Source organism: Verrucosispora sp. WMMC514, from assembly GCF_027497295.1.
Lineage (GTDB): Bacteria > Actinomycetota > Actinomycetes > Mycobacteriales > Micromonosporaceae > Micromonospora > Micromonospora palythoicola.
On sequence record NZ_CP114906.1, the window covers coordinates 6,101,840 to 6,122,269 of the forward strand.

Here is a 20,430-nt window from a genome sequence, read left to right on the forward strand (position 1 = left end):
TCGCCACCTCCCCGGACAACCGTAACGTGACCACCGTCTCCCGATGGCGCAGCGTCACGGGCCCGGCCGGCATTCCCCGGTGCCCTAGGCTCAGGTGCACGGTGGGACGGGGGTCACGGACATGGTCGGTACAGCCGGGATTGTCGGCATAGCGCTTGTCGCCCTCGGGATGGTGCTGACGCCGGGGCCGAACATGGTCTACCTGGTGTCGCGGTCGGTGACCCAGGGCCGACGAGCCGGGCTGATCTCGCTGCTCGGGGTCGCCGCCGGCTTCGCGGTCTACCCGGCGGCAGCGGTCGCCGGCATCGCCACCGTGTTCGTGCTGGTACCGGCGCTGTACACGGCGGTCAAGCTGGCCGGCGCGGCGTACCTGCTGTGGCTGGCGTGGCAGGCGTTGCGTCCGGGCGGGCAGTCGCCGTTCAACCCGGCGCCGCTGCCACCGGATCCGGCCCGCCGGCTGTTCACCATGGGACTGGTCACCAACCTGCTCAACCCGAAGATCGCCATCCTGTACGTGTCGCTGCTGCCGCAGTTCATCGACCCGGCACGCGGCAACGTCGCCGGGCAGAGCCTGCTGCTCGGTCTCACCCAGATCGCCGTGGCGCTGACCGTGAACACGATGATCGTGCTCACCGCCGGTGGCATCGCCGATTTCCTCAGCCGGCGGCCACTGTGGTTGCGCGTCCAGCGGATGCTGATGGGCACGGTGCTGGCGGCGATGGCGGTGCGCATCGCCGCCGACCGTTCCCGCGCCGCCGTCGCCACCGGCTGAGCCCGCCGTCCCGCACCACCATCGACCTCAGCCGTGACCGGCTGAACTGCCGGTCCACGCTCAGCGGCGTACCGCCGCGGTGGCCGCGTCCAGCAGCTGGTCCAGGACCGCCCGGGTGGGCAGGTGCGTCAGGAGGTGCGCGACGCTGCGGTCGGCGTACCGCCGCTCCTCGTCGTCGGCTGCCGCCAGGGCGGCGTCCACCTGCCCGAAGACGTAGTTGGCGAGGCTGGTGACCGCGCCACGGAACGCGGCCAGGTCCAGCGGCGGCAGGGTGCCCGCCGTCGCTCGGTACCCGTCGAGCAACGCGCGTGCGCCGGCCACGTTGACCGACCCACCGGGGACCACGGCCCAGTCCAGCAGCGCGTTGGCCAGCTCCCAACTCGGCGGTTGACCGCCGGCATGTTCCCAGCCGACGACGACGAGGCGACCGTCGGCGGCCAGCCGGGTGCTCGCCGGACCGAGGGTGTTGTGGCACAGCACAGGTTCCGGCGTCCCGGTGTTCCCGCAGATGTCGTCGAGTTCCGTCAGGGTGCCCACCGCGGCGCCGAGCGCCGCGGCCCAGCTGGCCTGGCGGGCCGCGGCGACGGCGGCGAGTTCGGGCCAGCTCCCGGTGGCCAACCGGGTGCCGTGCCACGGGCTGACCCGATCGACCGGCAGGCGCAGCCCGTGGATCGTGGCGAGGACACCGCCGAGGGCGCGGGTGACCGCCGAGCGGGCCGGGGCGAGCAGTGGTGGCCCGGAACGCAGCCCCTGGTAGACCCGCCAGCGGTGTCCGCCGATCGTCTCCACGATCCGGCCCGCACGGCTGCTCACCGGCGCGGGCAGCAGGACACCGGCGGCTGCGGCGGCCTGCTGCAACGCCACGTCGGTCTCGGCGTCGACGATGGGCCACCAGGTGTCCATCGTCCGCACCGCCCAGCGGCCCCGGTCCGTCACCAGCGACCAGCGACGCCCCATGTCGTCGGCACGGGCGACGGTGCGCATCTCGCCGACGACGTCACCGAGGCCGTAGCTGGCGGCGATCGCGTGGGCCAGGGATGCCTCGGCGGCCTCGGCCCGGCCCCGCATCCGGATGACCTCGGTCTTCAGGGCTGCCCAGGTGGGGAAGCCGTACTGGTCGGCGAGCCGTGCCTGAGCGGTGGTCAGCGTCGCGGCCGGGTCGATGTCACGCAGGCCGGCGAGCAGGTTCTTGGCCTGTTGACGCAGGTGGTCGAGGCTGGGGTTGTCGGGCAGGTCCTTCACGGGGCACCTCACTCCTCGCCCGGACTCGCACGGGCGGAACTGAGCTTCGGTGTCCGTCGCTCGACAGGTGGTGTGCGGGGGTGGCTTCGAGCCTACCGGCGAGTCTCGGCGCGTTCCCGACGCGCAGCTGCGAGGTTAGCCAGTCGGTGCCGACGGATCAACCCTGGTGCTCGCGGAGCACCGCGACACCGCCGGGTGCCAGGGTGACCGCCCGGTCGATCGGTGTCGCGGTCAGCAGTTCCACTCCGCGTGCCGGCACGCGCTGCTCGTGCCCGGTGTGGTTGAGCAGGAACAGCCAGCTCGTCTCGCCGTCGCGGCGGCGTACCGCCTCGACCCCCTCGGGTGCGTCCGGGTAGACGGTGGTGACGCCGGCCGCCCGGGCGACGGTGCCGAGCAGCCGCCGGTAGGTCGTGTCGTCGAGGCGGGTGGACAGGTACCAGGCGGTGCCGGCGCCGGCCCGGTGCCGGGTGACGGCGGGCATCGCGTCGAGTACGCCCCCGGCGTAGGAGACGACGGTGTCGGCACCGGTCAGGCGCAGCGTCTCGGCCCAGATCCGCCCGGTGCCGCCGCCGTCGAGCAGGACGTGGTCGTCGGCGGCGAGGGGGTGGAACTCCTCGGCGTACACGCCCAGCAGGTCCCGTAGCGCGCCCGGATAGCCGCCGAGGCGTACCCGGGCGTGTTCGTCGGCGACGCCGCTGAGGTAGGTGACCAGCAGATGCCCGCCAGCATGGACGTAGCCGTGCAGCCAGTCGGCGGTGGCGTCGTCGATCAGGTAGACGGCGGGTAGGACGAGCAGCCGGTGACCGTCGAGCGGGTCGCCGGGGGTGACGGTGTCGCAGGCGTACCCGCTGCGCCACAGTGCCCGGTGCGCGGCGGCGAGTTCGTCGTGGTGGTCCGGCAGGGTCGACGGCAGGCCCGGATGGCGCAGCGCCCAGCCGCTCGCCGCGTCGACCACGAGCGCCACGGCCGCCTCGACGCGGCCACGAACCTCGCCGAGCTGCCGCAGCGCGACACCGAGGGCGACGGTCTCCCGGAACACCCGACTGTCCGGGCCGGCGTGCGGCACCAGGGCGGAGTGGAAGCGCTCGGCGCCGCCGACCGGTGCCCGCCACTGGAAGAACATCGCGCCGTGGGAGCCGCGGGCCACGTGGGCGAGGCTGTGCCGCAGCATCCGCCCCGGTTCCTTGGTGTGCATCCGTCCGGCCGTGTGGATCTGGTTGGGTGCGCTCTCCATCAGCAGCCACGCCGGCGCACCGTCGGCCGGCGGTGAGCCGGGGCGCCGGCGGGCGGCGGCGTGTCGGGCCCAACCACGGGCCAGGTCGGCGACCAGCGCGGTCTGCTCCTCGGCGCCGCCGTCCACCGCGGACGGGTAGTGGTCGACCGCGACCAGATCGACCTCGGTGGCCCAGCGGGCGTGGTCGACCGGCACCCAGTCGCCCAGGACGTAGTTGGTGGTGATGGTGAGCGCGGGGTTCGCCGCCCGCAGCAGGTCACGTTGCTCGGTGTACGCGGCGAGCAGGGTGTCCGACCAGAAGCGGCGGAAGTCGAGCAACTGGCCGGGGTTGGGCAGGTACTGGGTGGCCCGGGGGGTGCTGATCTGCGCCCAGTCGGAGTAGTGCTGGCTCCAGAAGCTGGTGACCCAGGCGTCGTTGAGGGCGGCCAGCTCACCGTGGCGGGTGGCCAGCCAGCGCCGGAAGGCCCGGGCGGTGTGCTCGCAGTGGCACGTGGTGCCGTACTCGTTGTGCACGTGCCAGCCGGCCAGCGCCGGATGGTGGGCGTACCGGTCGGCCAGAGCGGCGGTGATCCGCAGTGCGGCCTCGCGGTAGGCGGGGGTGGCGGCGCAGTAGGTGTCCCGGCTGCCGTGGTGCAGCCGGACCCCCTCGGCGGTGACCGGCAGCGCGCCCGGGTGAGCCAGGGAGAACCAGGGCGGTGGCGAGGCGGTGGGGGTGGCCAGGGCGACCCGTACGCCGGCGTCGTGCAGCAGGTCGAGCACCTGGTCGAGCCAGCCGAAGGTGTACCGGCCGGGTGCCGGTTCGAGCCGGGACCAGGCGAACACCCCCACGGTGACGAGATTGACCCCGGCCTGGCGCATCAACGCGACGTCCTCGGACCAGACCTGCGCCGGCCACTGCTCGGGGTTGTAGTCACCGCCGTGGCAGAGCGGGCCGTCGGTCCACATCACCATCACCAGCCCGCCGGTTTAGTTGGGGATGCGTCCAAACTATGGATCACCCAGACCCATGTCAACAGCCCATCACCCGCTCATATCAACGATCGTCGTTGACAGTTCGTTGGATAGTTAAAGAAACTGTCGGTACCGCCGCGACCCGCCGCTGAGGAGAGCTGATGCCGTACCGACCGCCGTTGGTGCCCTACGAGACCTTCGTCGCCGACCCACCCGACCTGCCGGTGCGCACCCCCGGCGAGGGTGGCCCGGCCGTGGTGAGCCGGGCCGAGGTCGCCGGCACCGACGCACACGGCGCCACCGTCAAGGCGGTGCTGGCCGACGGGATGACTGCGGTGGTGCGCGTCGACGCGGCCGGCGACGGCGTGATCCGGGTACGGCTGGCCGAGGATCCGCAGGCCCGCAGCCGGTCGGCCCGCCTGATGCCGCTGGTGCACCCCGGTACCCACCCGGCCACCGTCACCGTCGACGACCGGCACCTGCGGATCGACGCCGGCGCGCTGGTCGCCGAGATCCGGCTCGACCCGTGGCACATCCGGTTCCTGCGTCCCGACGGCTCGCTGCTGCTGGAGCAGGATCCGGGCACGGTCGACATCAGTGGCCGGCAACGCACCCTCCCGTTCGGCCACTCCACCACCGACGGCGTCCGGGTCGCCTGGCACGAGAGCTTCGTCGCCCCCGGCGACGAGCGGTTCGTCGGCTTCGGTGAGAAGTTCACCCCGCTGGACAAGCGCGGCCAGCGGGCTCTGATGTGGAACTTCGACGCCTTCGGCAGCGAGTCCGACCGGGCGCACAAGAACGTGCCGTTCTACCTGTCCAACCGGGGCTACGGGGTGCTTGTCGACAGCGGGCTGCCGGTGCAGTTCGACGTCTGCCAGTCCACCCACAGCGCGGTGCAGATCCTGGTCCCCGACGACCTGCTCGACTACTACGTGCTGGCCGGGCCGACCCCGGCCGAGGTGTTGGACCGGCTGCGACAGTTGACCGGGCAGCCGTACCTGCCGCCGCGCTGGGCCTTCGGCACCTGGGTCTCCTCGGGCTTCTACCCGGACAGCCAGGAGCGGGTGCTGGAGCGGGCCCGGCGCCTGCGCGAGGGCGACGTCCCCTGCGACGTGCTGCACCTGGACTGCTACTGGCAGGTCGCCGGCAACTGGTCGGACCTGCGCTGGGACAACGAGGCGTTTCCCGACCCGGCCGGGATGCTGCGAACCCTGTCCGAGCAGGGCTTCCGGGTCTGCCTGTGGATGAATCCCTATCTGATGACGGCCAGTCCGCTCTACGCCGAGGCCGACGCGGCGGGCTACTTCCTGCGGCGACCCGACGGCAGCACGTACGTCGCCGACGTGTGGCACGGCAGCTACCCGGCCTCGGCCATCGTGGACCTGACCAACCCGGCGGCGGTCGACTGGTTCACCGGGCTGCTGCGGCCGCTGCTGCGACAGGGCGTGGCGGTGTTCAAGACCGACTTCGCCGAGGGGGTGCCCGCCGACGCGGTGGCCCACAACGGGATGAGCGGCGTCGAGCTGCACAACGTGTACGCCCTGCTGTTCAACGACGTGGTCGCCGGCGTCACGGAGGAGGTGGCCGGCCACCGGGCGGTGTGGGCGCGCTCGTCGTACCTGGGCGGGCAACGGCACAGCGCGCAGTGGAGCGGCGACGTCAACGCCACCTGGCCGGCCCTGGCCAGCACCCTGCGTGGGGGCCTGTCGCACGGCCTGTCGGGGGTGCCGTTCTGGAGCCACGACACCGGCGGCTTCCACGGCACCCCGGAACCCGACCTGTACGTACGCTGGTCGCAGTTCGGCGCGCTGTCGCCGCTGGTCCGGCTGCACGGCACCACCAGCCGACTGCCGTGGGAGTTCCCGGCCGAGGCGGAACAACTCGCGGTGGCCGCGCTGCGGCTGCGCTACCGGCTGATGCCGTACCTGTGGTCGGCGGCGGTACAGGCGGCCCGCACCGGCGTACCGATGATGCGGGCCCTGCTTGTCGACACCCCGCAGGATCCGACGGCCTGGACGACCGACCTGCAGTACCGGCTCGGGACCGACCTGCTGGTCGCGCCGGTCACCGACACGTCCGGGGTACGCGACGTGTACCTGCCCGTCGGCGACGACTGGTTCGACGCCGCCACCGGCGAACGGCATGCCGGTGGCCGGCATCTTCGGGTTCGCACGCCGCTGGCCCGGATGCCGCTGTACGTGCGTCGGGGCGCGCTGCTGCCGCTGGTCACGCCGGGGGCCACCGTCGGCGACGGGCCCTTCCGGGAGGTCACCCTGGTCTGCTGGGGAGCGGTGGACGGGTGCGCCGTCGTGCACGACGTGGACGGGGACACGATCATCGAGGCGGTCCGCGACGGCGACGAGTTGCGGATCGAGACCCGAGGGCCGCTGCTGGTGGGGCAGTTGGCGCTCGCGGGGGTCGGCGACGCCGACCGACCGACCCGGTCACTGCTCAACGGTGCGGCGGTGACCGTCGTGCCCTTCGCGGGGCTCTTCCCCGCGTCGGGCTGACCGTGGCCGCGCGGCGCCCGACTGGACGGAGTCGGGCACCGCGCGGCCACGGGGTCGCGGAACGGGGGTCAGCCCTTCACCGCGCCGGTGATCACGCCCTTGGTGAAGTGCCGCTGCACGAACGGGTAGATGATCACCGCCGGGATGACCGTCACCACCACCACCGCCATCTTGACCGCGAGCGTCGGCGGGTACGCGGTGACCCCGGGCAGGCTCACCGACGCGCCGGAGACGTTCGGTGACTGCCCGGCCAGGATGTAACTCTGCAGCACCCGCTGAATCGGGAACTTGTCGTTGGAGTCGATGTAGAGCACCGCGTTGAAGTACACGTTCCAGTAGCCGACCGCGTAGAAGAGCCCGACCACGGCGATCACCGCCTTGGACAGCGGCAGCACGATCCGGGTGAGGATGCGCAACTCCCCCGCGCCGTCGATGCGGGCGCTGTCGAGCAGTTCCGCCGGCACGTTCATGAAGAACGCGCGGATCACCACCAGGTTGAACACGCTTATCGCGCTGGGCAGGATCAGCGACCAGAGGCTGTCCTTGAGGCCCAACCCGGTCACCACCAGGTAGCTCGGCACCAGCCCCGGGAAGATCAGGAACGTCAGCAGGAAATAGAACAGCAGCCCCCGGTGGGCCACCGAGCCCGGTCGGGACAGCCCGTACGCGGCCAGCACGGTGAGCACCAGGCTGACCGTGGTGCCGAACACCGTGACCAGGGTGCTGACCCACACCGCCCGGGTGACGTCGCCGCCGCTGAAGATGGTGATGTACGCCGACGGGTCGAACTCCCGGGGGATCATCACCATGCCACCCGCGTCGTCGATGGTGCCGCGTGAGGCGAGGCTGGTGACCAGCACCGCCCACAGCGGCACCAGCACCGCCGCCACCAGCAGCGTGAGCACGACCCCCTTGCCGATGGTCAGCGACGTCGACGGGCGGCCCGCCCACACCGGACGGCCGGGGTGGCGTCGCCGCGGCGGTGGCGCGGGTGGCCCTGCCGTGGTCGGTGCCGCCGGCACCGGCCCGGCACCACTGAGCTGCGCGGTCATGATTTCGCGTACACCCCCTGCTCACCGAGCCGATGGGCGACCTTGTTCGCGGTGAGGATCAGCGCCAGCCCGACCACCGCCTTGAACAGGCCCGCCGCGGCGCCGAGCCCCCACTGCTGGGTGCTGATCGCCTGGTAGTAGACGAACGTGTCGAGCACCTCGGCGGCCTGCCGGCCGACCGCTTCCCGTTGCAGGATGAACTGCTCGAACCCGACCGAGAGCGCGTCGCCGAGCCGCATGATGAGCAGCAGCACGATCACCGGACGCAGGCCGGGCAGGGTGATGTGCCACAACCGCCGCCACCGGCCGGCCCCGTCGGCCGCCGCCGCCTCGTACAGGTTCTGGTCGATGGCGGACAGCGCGGCCAGGAAGACGATCGCGCCCCACCCCAGGTCCTTCCAGACCGCCTCGGCGGTGACCAGCACGATGAACGTGTCCGGGTTGGTCATGATCCCCCAGGGCTCCAGACCGGCCTGGCGCATCTCCTGGGCCAGCAGTCCGGCCCCGCCGAACATCTGCACGAAGAACGTCACCACAAGCACCCAGCTGAAGAAGTGCGGTAGGTACACGACGCTCTGCACGAAGCCACGCAGCCGCCCGGAGACGACGCTGTTGAGGATGAGCGCCAGCAGGATCGGCAGCGGGAAGAAGAACACCAGCTGGAAGGCGGTGATGCTCAGGGTGTTGCGGACCGCGTCCCAGAACAGCGGGTCGCGGAAGAGTGCCTCGAAGTTGCCGAAGCCGATCCACTCGCTGTTGAGGAACGCGTCCAGCGGGTCGTCGCCGACGAACGGGTTGTAGTCCTGGAAGGCGATGATGTTGCCCAGCGTGGGCAGGTAGTGGAAGACCAGCAGCAGCACCGCCGCCGGCGCGGCCATCGCCAGCAGCGGCCAGTCGCGGCGCAGCCGGACCCGCAGGCTGCGCCGCCCACGCCGCCGGGTGCGCCGGGGTGACGGCGTACGCCCGGCGGGTGGCCGCGTGTCCACGGCGCCGGGGGCACTCACGGCCGCACCCCGGCACCGGTCGCCTGCCCGCTCATCGGCCGTTGTCGGCGAGCGCCTTCTCGTGGAACGCGCGGCCCTCCTCGCCACCGGTGTCGAGGAACTCCTTGCGTACCTGGGCCAGGTCGCTGACCGGGCGACGGCCGCGCAGGATGTCGCGGATCTTGTCGTCGGTCGGCTGGATGATCTTCGACCAGTTCGCCGGCAGCTCCAGCTTGATCCCGGCGAACAGGTCCGGCTCCATCTGGCCGATGTGCTTGCGGTAGTACCCGATGTAGTCCTGCACGTAGTTCGGGGTGTCGCCGCTGCGCACCTTGACCGGCACCCGGCCACCGATGTGGGTGTACTGCGCGCCGAGTTCCTTACGGCCCAGCTCGGTGAGCGCCGGCGTACCGTCGGGGCCCCGGGTGAAGTGTTGTCCCTCCACGCCGTACTCGCGCAGCTCGAACTCCCGGCTGCCGAACGGGGCGGCACACCAGTTGAGCACCCGCAGCACCTCGTCGACCCGCTCGGCGGGCAGGTCCTTCTTGAGGAAGGTGTAGAAGATCGGCTTCTCGCTGCCCCAGATGACCGGCTGGGCGCCCTGCGCGCCGAAGACCGGCAGCGGCTGCATGTCGAAGGTGGGCAGCTCCTTGACCCGTTCGCTCTGCATGCCCTGCCAGGCGCCGAGGCCGTCACGGTACATGAGGATCTTGCCGGAGTTGAACAGTTGCTTCTCGTCCTCGCCCTTGCTCTCCGCCGTGTCCGGGTGTACCAGGCCCTCGGCGAACAGCCGGGCGGTGAACGCCAGCGCCGCCTCGAACGCCGGGTCCTCGAACTTGTGCTGCAGACCGCCGTCGGGCTTCTTGCGCCAGGTCTGATGGCAGCCGAAGTACTGCTGGATCATCTCGAAGACGCTGCCGAAGGCCCACACGCCCTTGGCCGGGTCGGTGGCCTTCTTGCCGAACTCGTACAGCTCGTCGGGGCTGGTGGGGGTGGCCAGCCCGGCGGCGCCCAGCAGATCCTTGCGGTAGAACATGGCCCAGGCGAACGGACCGTCGGTGGGAAACGGCACGGCGTAGAGCCGCCCGCCCCAGACCGAGTACTCCCAGGCACCGCTGGGCAGCGCCGCCAGGTACGGGTACTTCGCCGCGTTGTCGCCCTGAAGGTGGTCGGTCAGGTCGGTGAACAACGCCTTGACCGCGTCGGAGAACCGGGCGACCTTGTCCACCTCCCAGTTCGGCGCGGACAGCAGCTCCGGCACGTCGCGGGCGCCGAGCATCGCGTTGAGTTTGTCGGCGTAGGTCAGGCCGTCCTGCAGGCTCGGGTTGACCTCCACGCCGAGCTTGCCGTTCACCGCGCCCAGGTAGGAGTTGCGGCCCAGCGGCGGTGGGGTCGGACCCCACCAGGGGCTCATCGTCTGGATCGGCGGGCCACCCCGCCCGGGCGGCTCGGTGACCGCGTCGACGAGTTCGCGCGGATAGCTGAGGTAGCCGTGCGGGATCGGGCCCTCGCCGGGGATGTCCGGCTTGAGCAGCTCGGCCGGCTGGTAGGTGGGCAGCACCGCCTTGATGGCGTCGGCGTTCGTGGCGCTGCCCTGGCTGCCGGCTTCCTTGCTGCAACCGGCCAGCGCACCGCCGCCCACGGTCGCGGCGGCGCCGAGGCCGATCAGCCGCAGCATGGTCCGGCGGTCGGTGGATGTGCGCGCAGCAGGCGTCACGGCGCACTCCCTTCGTCGTCGATAGCGGTTTGCGGAGCGGGGGACTCCGGCTAGGATTAGTTGGGGTTCTAGCCGAACAAACTAATCGACGGCAATGCGTCCCACAAGACAGCGCGGGCGGCCTGGTCGGTCCCGTCAGCGCGGTACGCGATGATGGACGCGCGCCACGACACCGGCGCAGGGAGCGGGCAGAGCGTGATCAGCATCCACAACGAACCGCAGCCGACCGACCTCGGTGACGTCCGCGTCGCCAACCGGGCGGTGGTGCTGCGGCACGTACGTCTGCACGCCCCCTGCTCCCGCGCCGACATCGCCGCGCGGACCGGCCTGAACAAGGCCACCGTCTCCAGCCTGGTGACCGAGCTGATCGACCAGCGGCTGGTCCGCGAGACCGGGCTCACCGAGAACCGGGTCGGCCGACCGGCCACGATGCTGGTCCTCGACGGTGAGCCGTACGCCGCGCTGGGTTTGCAGATCGGCGCCGACGAGCTGGTGGCCGTCGCCGTCGACCTCGGCGGCAACCGGCTGCTGACCTGGCGGCGGGCCTTCGCCGCCAGCACCGTCACCCCCACCGAGACACTGCGCGCCCTGACCGCGCTCGCCCGACGGGCGATCGGGCGGGTCACCGCCCAGGGCCGCACCGTCCTGGGCCTCACCGTCGGCGTACCCGGCCTTGTCGACCCGTCCGGCGCGGTACCGCTGGCCAGCGCCCTGGGCTGGCGTGACGTACCACTCGCGGCGCAACTGCGCGCCGCCCTGCGGGATCCGGAGTTCGCCGTGGGGGTCGACAGCGTCGCCAACCTCGCCGTCCTCGCCGAGCAACGGCACGGCGGACACGCGGCCACGAGCGACCTGGTGCACCTGACCGGCGGGCTCACCGTCGGCGCGGGCATCATCGCCGCCGGACGACTGCTGCGGGGCGGGCGCGGCTTCGCCGGCGAGATCGGACACCTGGCGGTGGATCCCGCCGGGCCGCCCTGCCGCTGCGGCATCCAGGGCTGCCTGACCGCACTGGTCGGCCTGCCCGCCGTGGTACGCCGGCTGCTGCCCGACGTCGAGGCCGACGGCCCGGTCGTCGACTACCTGCCGGAACTGACCCGGATCGTGGCGCTCGCCCAGCAGGACGACCCCGGCGTGTGCAGCGGCCTGGCGGAGACCGGGCGGCACCTCGGTCGTGGTGTCGCCGTCCTGGCCGACCTGCTGAACCCGGAGACCGTCGTGCTCGGTGACCACTTCGCCACCCTGGCACCCTGGCTGCTGCCGGCGGCCCGGTCGGAACTGGCCGCCCGGGCGCACGCCCCGGGTGCCGGCGGGTGCCGACTGGAAGCCTCCACCCTGGACACCGCGGGTGCGCTCGGCGGCGCCACCGCCGCCCTGGCCACCATCGAGGCCGGGCGGCTACCCGCCCGCTGAACGACCGCAGCGTTGCCGGTCGATGCGTGCCCAGCCGGTCGGAGTCTTGACCCGACCCGCCGAGGGTGCCAACCTCGAAGCGAGCCGCTCCGCACGGGCACCCGGGGCGGCTTGCTTTCCACGGTTTGTCGAAGCGCTTCGCCAGCGTCCGGGCCGACGACCGTCACCCCACCATGACCTGCGAGGCCGCTCGGCCATCCGCCGTCGAAGCGCTTCGACCTCCGGCGCGCCGGGCACTGGAAGGCGATCCACCATGACCGACCGCACCACACCCCCGACCCGGGACCGGGTCGAGGACCTGCTGACCCGGCTCACCGTGCCGGAAAAGATCGGACTGCTGCACCAGTGGCAGGCCCCCGTCCCCCGGCTCGGCCTGCCCGGCTTCCGCACCGGCACCGAGGCGCTGCACGGCGTCGCCTGGCTCGGCCCGGCGACCGTCTTCCCCCAGGCCGTCGGCCTGGCCAGCACCTGGAACCCCGAGCTGGTACGCGCCGTCGGTGACGCCGTCGGCGACGAGGTACGCGCCAAGCACCACGCCGACCCGCAGCACGTCGGCCTCAACGTGTGGGCGCCGGTGGTCAACCCGCTGCGCGACCCACGCTGGGGACGCAACGAGGAAGGCTGGTCGGAGGACCCGTGGCTGACCGGTCGACTCGCCACCGCCTACGCGCAGGGGCTGCGCGGCGGGCATCCCGAGCGGCTGCGCACCGCTCCGACGGTCAAGCACTTCCTCGGCTACAACAACGAGACCGACCGGGCCACCACCTCCAGCGACCTGCCACCCCGGGTGCTGCACGAGTACGAGCTGCCGGCGTTCCGCGCCCCGCTCGCCGCCGACGCGGCGGTCGCCGCGATGGCCAGCTACAACCTGGTCGACGGGGTGCCGGCGCACCTGAGCCCGCTGATCGACGGCGAGCTGCGCCGGTGGGCACCCGGCGAGGTCCTGGTCGTCGGCGACGCGGGGGCGGTGAGCAACATCGCCGGGGTGCAGGGCCACCTGCCCGACCACGTCGAGGGGTTCGCCGCGGCGCTGCGCGCCGGAATCGACAGCTTCACCGAGCACGACGCCGACAGTGAGCCCACCCGGCGATACCTCACCGAGGCCCTGAACCGTGGGCTGATCACCGAGTCCGACCTGGACCGGGCGGTCCGTCGGGTGCTCACCGTCCGGCTGCGGCTGGGCGATCTCGATCCACCGCACACCGACCCGTACGCCGGGACCGGACCGGAGGTCGTCGACTGCCCGGCGCACCGGCACCTGGCCCGGGAGGCCGCCCGGCAGTCCATCGTGCTGCTGCGCAACCGTGGCCTGCTGCCACTGTCGCCCGGCCTGCGGATCGCGGTGCTCGGTCCGCTCGCCGACGCTGTGCACACCGACTGGTACAGCGGCACGCTGCCCTACGCGACAAGCGTTGTCCAGGGGTTGGCGCGGCGGCTGCCGGAGCTCACCAGCGACCCCGCAACCGACCGGATCACCCTGCGGGTGGGTGACCGTTACGTGGGATGCACCGACGAGGCCGACGGTGGTCCGTTGACCGTCGGTGCCGACCCGGCCTCGTTCGACGTGTTCGACTGGGGTCGGGACACGGTCGCGTTGCGGGCCGTCGGCAACGGCCGTCACGTCGGAGTCGACGACGACGGCGCGCTGGTCAACGACCGTTCCGGGCCCGGCGGCTGGGTGGTCCGGGAGACCTTCCAGTTCGATCCGCTGCCCGACGGCAGCGTGCTGCTGCGCCACCTGGCCACCGACCGCTACGTCACCGTCGACGAGCACGGCCGGCTCCGGGTCGACGGCGACGACCGGGCCGGCACCGGCTTCGGCATCGACGTGGTCACCGACGGTGCCGCGCGGGCCGCCGAGCTGGCCGCCGCCGCCGACGTGGCGGTGGTGACCGTGGGCAACCACCCGATGGTCAACGGACGCGAGACCGAGGACCGCCTCGACCTGGCCCTGCCGGCCCGGCAGGAGGCGATGCTGCGCGCCGTGCACGCCGCCAACCCGCGCACCGTGCTGGTGGTCACCAGCAGTTACCCGTACGCGCTGGGCTGGGCTGGGCGCCACCTGCCGGCGGTGCTCTGGTCGGCGCACGGCGGGCAGGAGCACGGCAACGCCCTCGCCGACGTGCTCCTCGGCGACGTCGACCCGGGCGGTCGGCTCACCCAGACCTGGTACGCCGACACCGCCGAACTGCCCGACCTGCTCGACTACGACGTGATCGGCGCGGACTTCACCTACCTGTACTACCGGGGCGAACCGCTGTACCCGTTCGGGCACGGGTTGTCCTACGCCGAGTTCGACTACCGCGATCTCCGGTTGAGCGCCACGTCGGTCGACGTCGGCGACGATGTCGAGGTGAGCGTGGACGTCACCAACACCAGCGACCGGCCCGGGGTGGAGGTGGTGCAGCTCTACACCCGGCAACGGCGGTCCCGGGTGAAGCAGCCACTGCGGCAACTGCGCGACTTCGCCCGGGTCGTGCTCGCGCCGGGGGAACGGCGTACCGTCACGCTGCGGCTGCGCAGCGCCGAGCTGAGCTGGTGGGACGCCGACCGGGAGGGTTTCGTGGTGGAGGACGCCACCCATACCGTGCTGGTCGGGCGGTCGGCCACCGACGTGCGGCTGGTCGGCGCGGTGGCCGTACGCGGTGCGCCGCCGGCCCGGCCGGCCCGGCCGCACGCCACCAGCGGGGTCCGGTGAGCGGGCGGGGCCGGGTGCCGTCCGGTCAACCCACCATCGCCGACGTGGCCCGGCACGCCGGTGTCGCGGTGAGCACCGTGTCGTACGTGCTCAGCGGCAAGCGGGCCATCTCGGAGCTGACCCGCAACCGGGTGCTGGCCAGCGTCCGGCTGCTCAACTACCACCCGAACGCGGGCGCCCGGGCCCTGGCCAGCCGACGCGCCAACGTCATCGCGTTGGTGCTGCCGCTGCGCTCGGGCATCCAGGTGCCGGTGGTGATGCAGTTCGCCACGGCGGTGGTGACCGCCGCCCGCGGTCACGACCACGACGTGCTGCTGCTGACCTCCGACGAGGGCCCGCAGGGGTTGCACCGCATCGCCGCCGGCGCCCTGGTCGACGGGGTGCTGGTGATGGACGTGGAACTGCACGACGCCCGGGTGCCGCTGCTGCGGACGCTGGGCCGGCCCAGCGTGCTGATCGGGCTACCCGCCGACACCGACGGGCTGACCTGTGTGGACCTGGACTTCCACCGCGCCGGGCAGGTCTGCGTGGAGCATCTGGCGGGGCTCGGACACCGCCGCGTCGCGCTGCTCGGCGCGCCGGCCGCCGTCTACGAACGCGGCACCGGGTTCGCCCACCGCACCCGCGCGGGCGTGGTCGAGGCGGCGGCCCGGCACGGCGTCGAGGCGGTCACGTTGCCCTGCGAGGAGAACGCCGCGCAGGTGCACGCCCGGGTGGTCGAACTGTTCGCCCGGCAGCCGGAACTGTCCGCTCTGGTGGTGCAGAACGAGGCGGCGGTGGGCCCGGTGCAGGCGGCGCTGGCCGCGCTGGGGCGGCGGGTGCCCGACGACGTGTCGGTGGTGGCCGTCTGCCCGGACCAGTTCGCCGAACACGCCAGCCCGCGCCTGACCTCGGTGCCGGTACCCGCCGAGGAGATCGGTCGACAGGCCGTGTCGCTGCTCATGCGTCACCTGCGGGACGAGCCGACCCCGCAGGTGACGCTGCTGGAACCCCGGCTGACCGTGCGGGACAGCACCGCCGCGGCGACCGGCGCGACGGCACCGCACGACGACCGGGCGGCGGCCCGGTGACCGGTCCGGTGCACCGGATCTGGGACACCGCACCGGCGGACGACTGGCCGGACGCCCTGCTCGCCGGCAACGGCGAGTACGGGATCATGGTGCACGGCCGGCCGTGGGCGGAACGCATCGTGGTCAACCATCACCGGTTCGTGCTGCCCAACGGCACCCACGACGCCCGCCCGCCCCGGCTGGCCGCGCTGCTGCCCCGGATCCGGCGGTTGATCCTGGCCGACCGCCGCGCGGAGGCGAGCCGGCTGCTGGCCGGTGACGGCGTGCTGCGCTGGACGCAGTCGTTCCATCCCGGCTTCGTGTTGACCGTCGACGCCGACGGCGGGCCGGTGGACGACTACCGCCGGTACACCGACTTCGACACCGGCGAGGTCGTGGTGCGGTGGGCCGGCGGGAGCCGCCGGTCGTTCGTCTCGCGCACCGACCGGCTGATCGTCACCCGGCTGGACATGGGTGCCTGTCGGGTCGGCGTGACCGGCGACCTGCCCGGCCGCCCCGCGGGGCTGCGCTACGCGGTGTCGGCGTACCGCCGCGACGGGTTGGTCTTCCTGCGGGCGCGGGCCCGCTACCCGAGGGCCGGCACCGCGTACGGCTTCGAGGGGTTGACGTTGCTGCGTGGCGCGGTCGAGATCGACGGCGACGAGGTGCGGGTCGACGGGCCCGCCCTGCTGGTGACGGTCCTCGCCCGCCCGCACGGCCGGTGGCGTACCGGGACGTTGCAGCGTCGGCTGACCGGCCACCGCGACGCCCGGTACGACGATCTGCTGGCCCGGCACACGGCCCGGCACACCCCGGCGTACCGGCGGGTGGAGCTGGACCTGGCGGTGCCGGCGGCGCAGCGGGAGTTGCCCGTCGGTGAGCTGCTGGCCCGGCAGGCCGCCGCACCGCACACGCTGGACGCGGCGCTGCTGGAGCGGCTGTTCCACGCCGGGCGTTACCTGCTGCTCAGCGCCAGCGGCGTGCTGCCGCCCCGGCTGACCGGGCTGTGGCTCGGTTCGTGGGACGCCGCCTGGGCCGGTGACTTCACCACCGACGCCAACCTGAACCTGCAACTGGCCTCGGCCAATCTGGCCGCCCTGCCGGAGGTCACGCAGGCGCACGCCCGGCTGGTGCGCGCCCAGGTCGGGCACTGGCGGCGCAACGCCCACGCGATCTACGGGGCGCGCGGGCTGTTGGCCCCGAGCCGCACCGACGGGGAGCACGGTCACCTGTTCCACCTGCATCCGGACTGGCCGTTCGCGGCGTGGTTGCCGGGCGCGCACTGGCTGCTGTTCCCGCTGCACGAACGGCATCTGGTCACCGGGGAGCCGTTGGGTGAGGTGGCGGGTTGGCTGGTGGAGGTGGCCGAGTTCCTCGCCGACGTGCTGACCACCACCGGCGACGACGGGACGTGGGGGTTCGTGCCGTCGTACTCGGCGGAGACCGGGCCGCTGGACGCCTCGGGTACGGCGGTGCACGTGGCGGTCAACGCCACGATGGACATCGCCGCGGCGCGGCACGCGTTCACCGTCGCCGCCGCGCTGACCGGCGACCGGCGGTGGACGCGGTTGGCGGCGCGGCTGCCGCCGTACCGGGTCGACGCCGGCGGGGCGTTGACCGAGTGGGCCTGGCCCGGTTACCGGGCCGACGACAACCACCGCCACGTCAGCCACCTGTATCCGGTGTGGCCGCTCGATGAGATCAACCCCGAGGACACCCCGGAGCTGGCCACCGCCGCGCACCGGGCGCTGCGCCGCCGGGGCGACGAGAACCTGTCCGCGCACGGCAGCCTGCACCGGGCGCTGGCCGCCGCCCGGCTGCACGACGGGTCGCTGGTCGAGGCGAACCTACTCAAGATCATCGGCAACGACATGTTCTTCCGGTCGCTGATGAGCGCCCACAACCCGGGTCGGGTCACCTACAACGCCGATGCCGCGCACGCGCTGCCGGCGGTGCTGATCGAGTCACTGGTGCAGGGTCGACCCGGCCGGCTGCGCCTGCTGCCGGCACCGTTGCCGGGGCTGCCGCGCGGCACCCTGCGCGGGGTGCGTTGTCCCGGGCGGGTCACCGTCGAGGAGTTGGCCTGGCGGCCGGGTGCGGTGCGGGCCCGGCTGGTCTCGGCGGTCCCCCGACGGCTGCGGGTCCGCAGCCCGTACGGCGAGACGGTCCGGCAGGTGGCCGCCGGCGTACCGGTCGAGGTGTCGTTCACCGGGTAGCCGGCGTCGCCGCGACCCGGTCGGCGGCGCTGGGCGGGCACTAGACTGCCCGCTCGATGGACGTTGAGTCGACTTCAGCCGCCGAGACCCGCCCCTGCGCCCACTGTGGGCGCGACGTGCCGCAGCGGGCCGGCGCCGGCCGCCCGTTCCGGTACTGCCGGGACAACGACGGTGCCTGCCAGCGGGCCTCCCGTAACAGCCGGATGCGGCACCGCAACGCCCCGGGCCTGCCCGGGCAGGTGGCCCGGACCTGGGAGGCGGTGGACCGGCTCGACCAGATCGTGGCCACCCTGACCGAGGCGCTGCACGCCGAGTTGTCTCCCGCCGGGGTGCAGCGGCAGCTGTCACAGCTGCGTGCGGAGACCGCCGGGGAGATCGCGGCGGCGCAGACCGAACGCGACGAGGCGCTGCGGGCCGCCGAGGACGCCGCCGCCCAGGCCGAGCGGCAGCGTCGGCAGGCCCAGGCGGCGACCGTCGAGCGCGACAGCGCCCGCGACGAGGCCACCCGCGCGGCCGAGCAGGCCGAAGCAGCGGTGAACCGGGCGCAGGATGCGCAGACCGCCCGGGACGAGGCGCGGCGGGAGGCCGCCGCCGCGCAGGCGTTGCGGCTCCAGGCCGAGGCGGACCGGGACGCCGCCCGCGCCCAGGTCAGCTCGGCACGGTCCGACCTGGCCGCCGAACGCCGTCGCGGTGGCGACCTGACCGCGGAACGCGACGCCGCCCGTACCGACGCGCAGCGGGCCGCCGACACCGCCGCGGCGGCCCTCGCCGAGGTCGACCGGCTGCGGGCCGAGATGGACCAGACGCGGGCCGCGGCCGAGCGAGCCCACGCGCAGGCCGAGCGGGCCCGGACGGAGACCGAGCAGGCGCGGGCCGAGGCTGCGCAGGCTCGGGCGGAGGCCGAACGGGCGCGGACGGAGGCGGCCTCGGCCCGAACGGAGGCCGAGCGGGCGGAGCAGGCCCGGGCGCAGGCCGACGCCGACCGGGAGCACGCGCAAACGCAGGCCCGGCAGGCCGGCAAGGAGCAGGTCGCGCTGGCCGCCCGCGTCGAGCAGTTGGGTGCGGAGCTGACCGGCCTGCGGGCGACCCTCGGCGCCGCCGAGAGCCGGGTGAGTGAGCTCACGGTACGCCTTCGCGCCACCGAGGCCGACCGCGACGACGCCCGCGAGCGGGTGGCCCAACTCGCCGCCCAGGTCGCCGACCTGGCCACCGCCCTCACCCGTCCCGCCCGCTGACCTCCGCCCTCCCCCGTCCCGCGCCGATCATGCAGTTGCGGCACCCCAGAAAGCGCTCAGGTCGGACAAATTGACCGCCATAACTGCATGATCGGCGGGCCGGGGTGGGGGAGGATGGCGGCATGGGTAAGACGCATAAGCGCATCGAAGGGCGGCTGCGGGAGTTCATCGAGGCACAGCCGATGTTCTTCACCGCGACCGCGCCGCTGGCCGGCGACGGCACCGTCAACCTCTCCCCGAAGGGCCTGCGCGGCTGCCTCGCCGTCCTCGACGAGCAGACGGTGGCCTATCTGGACTTCGCCGGCAGCAACGCCGAGACCATCGCCCACCTGCGGGAGAACGGCAGGATCACGCTGATGTGGTGCGCCTTCGCCGGCCCGCCGAACATCGTGCGGATACACGGCCAGGGTGAACCGGTGTTCCGCGACGACCCCCGCTTCCCGGACCTGCTGACGCACTTCCCGGACATCGACACCACTGCGCACGGCCTGCGGGCGGTCATCGTGGTGCGCGCCCGGCTGATCCGCGACACCTGCGGCTACGCGGTGCCGTTCATGACCTACGACAGTGACCGGGACCTGCACGCCCGCCGGTTCGCCCGGGAGGACGACACCTCACTGGACGCCTATTTCGCCGGCAAGGACGACATCGCCACCAGCATCGACGGCCTGCCGGGCCTGCCGTTGCCGCTGCCGCCGACGCCGCGGACCGGCTGACCGCACCGGGTGCACTACGGCACCGGCGCGGCCCGGCCCGGCGCGTCGACCCGCCGCGTCGCCGCACCGAGACCTCGGCCGGTTACCATTCCCGCTGGCGGTGACGGTCCGCCGAGACGACCCGGCCGGGACGACCCCCGCCGGGCGTACGTGATGGCCGGCTACCCTGGACTGCGCACCGGGTGTACGGGTTGTCGAGGCCCGGGATCGGGAATGACCCGGCGGAGACGGACCGTTACACCGTTAGGACCTGCACCACCGAAGAGGGGAAGTCGATCATGGGCGAGCGTATGCTGCGCGGAAGCCGGCTGGGCGCGGTCAGCTACGAATCCGACCGCAACACGGAGCTCGCGCCGCGGCAGACCCGCGAGTACCTGTGCGCCAAGGGTCACCAGTTCGAGGTGCCGTTCGCCGTCGACGCCGAGGTGCCGACCACCTGGGAGTGCAAGTTCGACGGCAGCGTGGCCCGGCTGGTCGACGGCAGCGAGCCGGAGCAGAAGAAGGCCAAGCCGCCGCGTACCCACTGGGACATGCTGCTGGAGCGACGTTCGATCGCCGAGCTGGAGGACATCCTGGCCGAACGGCTGCAGGAGGTTCGTACCCGTCGCGGTCGCGCCTGACCCGATACGTCAACGGTGCCCC

Annotated in this window: 14 protein-coding genes; 9 read left to right on the forward strand and 5 right to left on the reverse strand. The window is 73.0% G+C overall.

What is annotated here, in order from left to right; translation table 11 throughout:
- Positions 1 to 121 precede the first annotated feature (121 nt).
- Positions 122 to 772, forward strand: coding sequence for a LysE family translocator (locus O7597_RS28330; protein ID WP_281581253.1), 651 nt, complete (start codon positions 122 to 124; stop codon positions 770 to 772).
- A 60-nt stretch (positions 773 to 832) separates the two neighbouring features.
- On the opposite strand, the gene O7597_RS28335 is transcribed toward O7597_RS28330, so the two are convergent.
- Both O7597_RS28335 and O7597_RS28340 read right to left on the reverse strand, forming a co-directional pair.
- On the reverse strand, positions 833 to 2,014 hold the full coding sequence (locus O7597_RS28335; protein WP_281581254.1) for a phosphotransferase: 1,182 nt from the start codon (positions 2,012 to 2,014) through the stop codon (positions 833 to 835).
- Between the two features lie 157 nt (positions 2,015 to 2,171).
- Positions 2,172 to 4,193: a beta-galactosidase gene (locus O7597_RS28340; RefSeq protein ID WP_281581255.1), complete on the reverse strand. Its 2,022-nt coding sequence runs from the start codon at positions 4,191 to 4,193 to the stop codon at positions 2,172 to 2,174.
- 167 nt (positions 4,194 to 4,360) lie between these two features.
- Between O7597_RS28340 and O7597_RS28345 the strand changes: the two genes are divergently transcribed.
- Positions 4,361 to 6,709 (forward strand): TIM-barrel domain-containing protein, encoded by a 2,349-nt coding sequence (locus O7597_RS28345; RefSeq protein WP_281581256.1) that lies wholly within the window; start codon positions 4,361 to 4,363, stop codon positions 6,707 to 6,709.
- Between the two features lie 68 nt (positions 6,710 to 6,777).
- Here the strand turns inward: O7597_RS28345 and O7597_RS28350 are convergent, their stop codons facing one another.
- Genes O7597_RS28350 through O7597_RS28360 form a run of 3 tightly spaced genes read right to left on the reverse strand, consistent with a single transcriptional unit; the run spans position 6,778 to position 10,461 of the window.
- Positions 6,778 to 7,761, reverse strand: coding sequence for a carbohydrate ABC transporter permease (locus tag O7597_RS28350; protein WP_164449851.1), 984 nt, complete (start codon positions 7,759 to 7,761; stop codon positions 6,778 to 6,780).
- A complete protein-coding gene (locus O7597_RS28355) occupies positions 7,758 to 8,765 on the reverse strand; it encodes an ABC transporter permease subunit (RefSeq protein ID WP_281581257.1) in 1,008 nt (335 codons plus the stop codon). The genes O7597_RS28350 and O7597_RS28355 overlap by 4 nt, the downstream gene beginning before the upstream one ends.
- A 31-nt stretch (positions 8,766 to 8,796) precedes the next feature.
- Positions 8,797 to 10,461, reverse strand: a complete 1,665-nt coding sequence (locus O7597_RS28360; RefSeq protein ID WP_281581258.1) for an extracellular solute-binding protein — start codon at positions 10,459 to 10,461, stop codon at positions 8,797 to 8,799.
- A 195-nt stretch (positions 10,462 to 10,656) separates the two neighbouring features.
- Here O7597_RS28360 and O7597_RS28365 point away from each other — a divergent pair, with 195 nt between their 5' ends.
- The 7 genes from O7597_RS28365 to O7597_RS28395 all read left to right on the forward strand — a co-directional run bounded on the left by O7597_RS28365 (position 10,657) and on the right by O7597_RS28395 (position 20,408).
- The gene (locus O7597_RS28365; protein ID WP_281581259.1) at positions 10,657 to 11,874 is read left to right on the forward strand and encodes an ROK family transcriptional regulator; all 1,218 of its coding nucleotides are present in this window, start codon (positions 10,657 to 10,659) and stop codon (positions 11,872 to 11,874) included.
- A 253-nt stretch (positions 11,875 to 12,127) separates the two neighbouring features.
- Positions 12,128 to 14,572 (forward strand): glycoside hydrolase family 3 C-terminal domain-containing protein, encoded by a 2,445-nt coding sequence (locus O7597_RS28370; protein WP_281581260.1) that lies wholly within the window; start codon positions 12,128 to 12,130, stop codon positions 14,570 to 14,572.
- Positions 14,569 to 15,642, forward strand: a complete 1,074-nt coding sequence (locus O7597_RS28375; RefSeq protein ID WP_269741757.1) for a LacI family DNA-binding transcriptional regulator — start codon at positions 14,569 to 14,571, stop codon at positions 15,640 to 15,642. The genes O7597_RS28370 and O7597_RS28375 overlap by 4 nt, the downstream gene beginning before the upstream one ends.
- A complete protein-coding gene (locus O7597_RS28380) occupies positions 15,639 to 17,837 on the forward strand; it encodes a glycoside hydrolase N-terminal domain-containing protein (protein WP_281581261.1) in 2,199 nt (732 codons plus the stop codon). The genes O7597_RS28375 and O7597_RS28380 overlap by 4 nt, the downstream gene beginning before the upstream one ends.
- Before the next feature lie 56 nt (positions 17,838 to 17,893).
- A complete protein-coding gene (locus tag O7597_RS28385; protein WP_281581262.1) occupies positions 17,894 to 19,072 on the forward strand; it encodes a hypothetical protein in 1,179 nt (392 codons plus the stop codon).
- A gap of 122 nt (positions 19,073 to 19,194) precedes the next feature.
- Positions 19,195 to 19,788 (forward strand): pyridoxamine 5'-phosphate oxidase family protein, encoded by a 594-nt coding sequence (locus tag O7597_RS28390; protein WP_281581263.1) that lies wholly within the window; start codon positions 19,195 to 19,197, stop codon positions 19,786 to 19,788.
- A gap of 278 nt (positions 19,789 to 20,066) precedes the next feature.
- The gene (locus O7597_RS28395) at positions 20,067 to 20,408 is read left to right on the forward strand and encodes an RNA polymerase-binding protein RbpA (RefSeq protein WP_046564157.1); all 342 of its coding nucleotides are present in this window, start codon (positions 20,067 to 20,069) and stop codon (positions 20,406 to 20,408) included.
- Positions 20,409 to 20,430: the final 22 nt, after the last annotated feature.

Bases quoted from the DNA above. Each gene is read 5' to 3' on its own strand.
- O7597_RS28340 (WP_281581255.1), bottom strand. From the start codon at position 4,193: ATGTGGACCGACGGCCCGCTCTGCCACGGCGGTGACTACAACCCCGAG.
- O7597_RS28385 (WP_281581262.1), top strand. From the start codon at position 17,894: ATGGACGTTGAGTCGACTTCAGCCGCCGAGACCCGCCCCTGCGCCCAC.
- O7597_RS28395 (WP_046564157.1), top strand. From the start codon at position 20,067: ATGGGCGAGCGTATGCTGCGCGGAAGCCGGCTGGGCGCGGTCAGCTAC.
- O7597_RS28350 (WP_164449851.1), bottom strand. From the start codon at position 7,761: ATGACCGCGCAGCTCAGTGGTGCCGGGCCGGTGCCGGCGGCACCGACC.
- O7597_RS28330 (WP_281581253.1), top strand. From the start codon at position 122: ATGGTCGGTACAGCCGGGATTGTCGGCATAGCGCTTGTCGCCCTCGGG.
- O7597_RS28345 (WP_281581256.1), top strand. From the start codon at position 4,361: ATGCCGTACCGACCGCCGTTGGTGCCCTACGAGACCTTCGTCGCCGAC.
- O7597_RS28390 (WP_281581263.1), top strand. From the start codon at position 19,195: ATGGGTAAGACGCATAAGCGCATCGAAGGGCGGCTGCGGGAGTTCATC.
- O7597_RS28370 (WP_281581260.1), top strand. From the start codon at position 12,128: ATGACCGACCGCACCACACCCCCGACCCGGGACCGGGTCGAGGACCTG.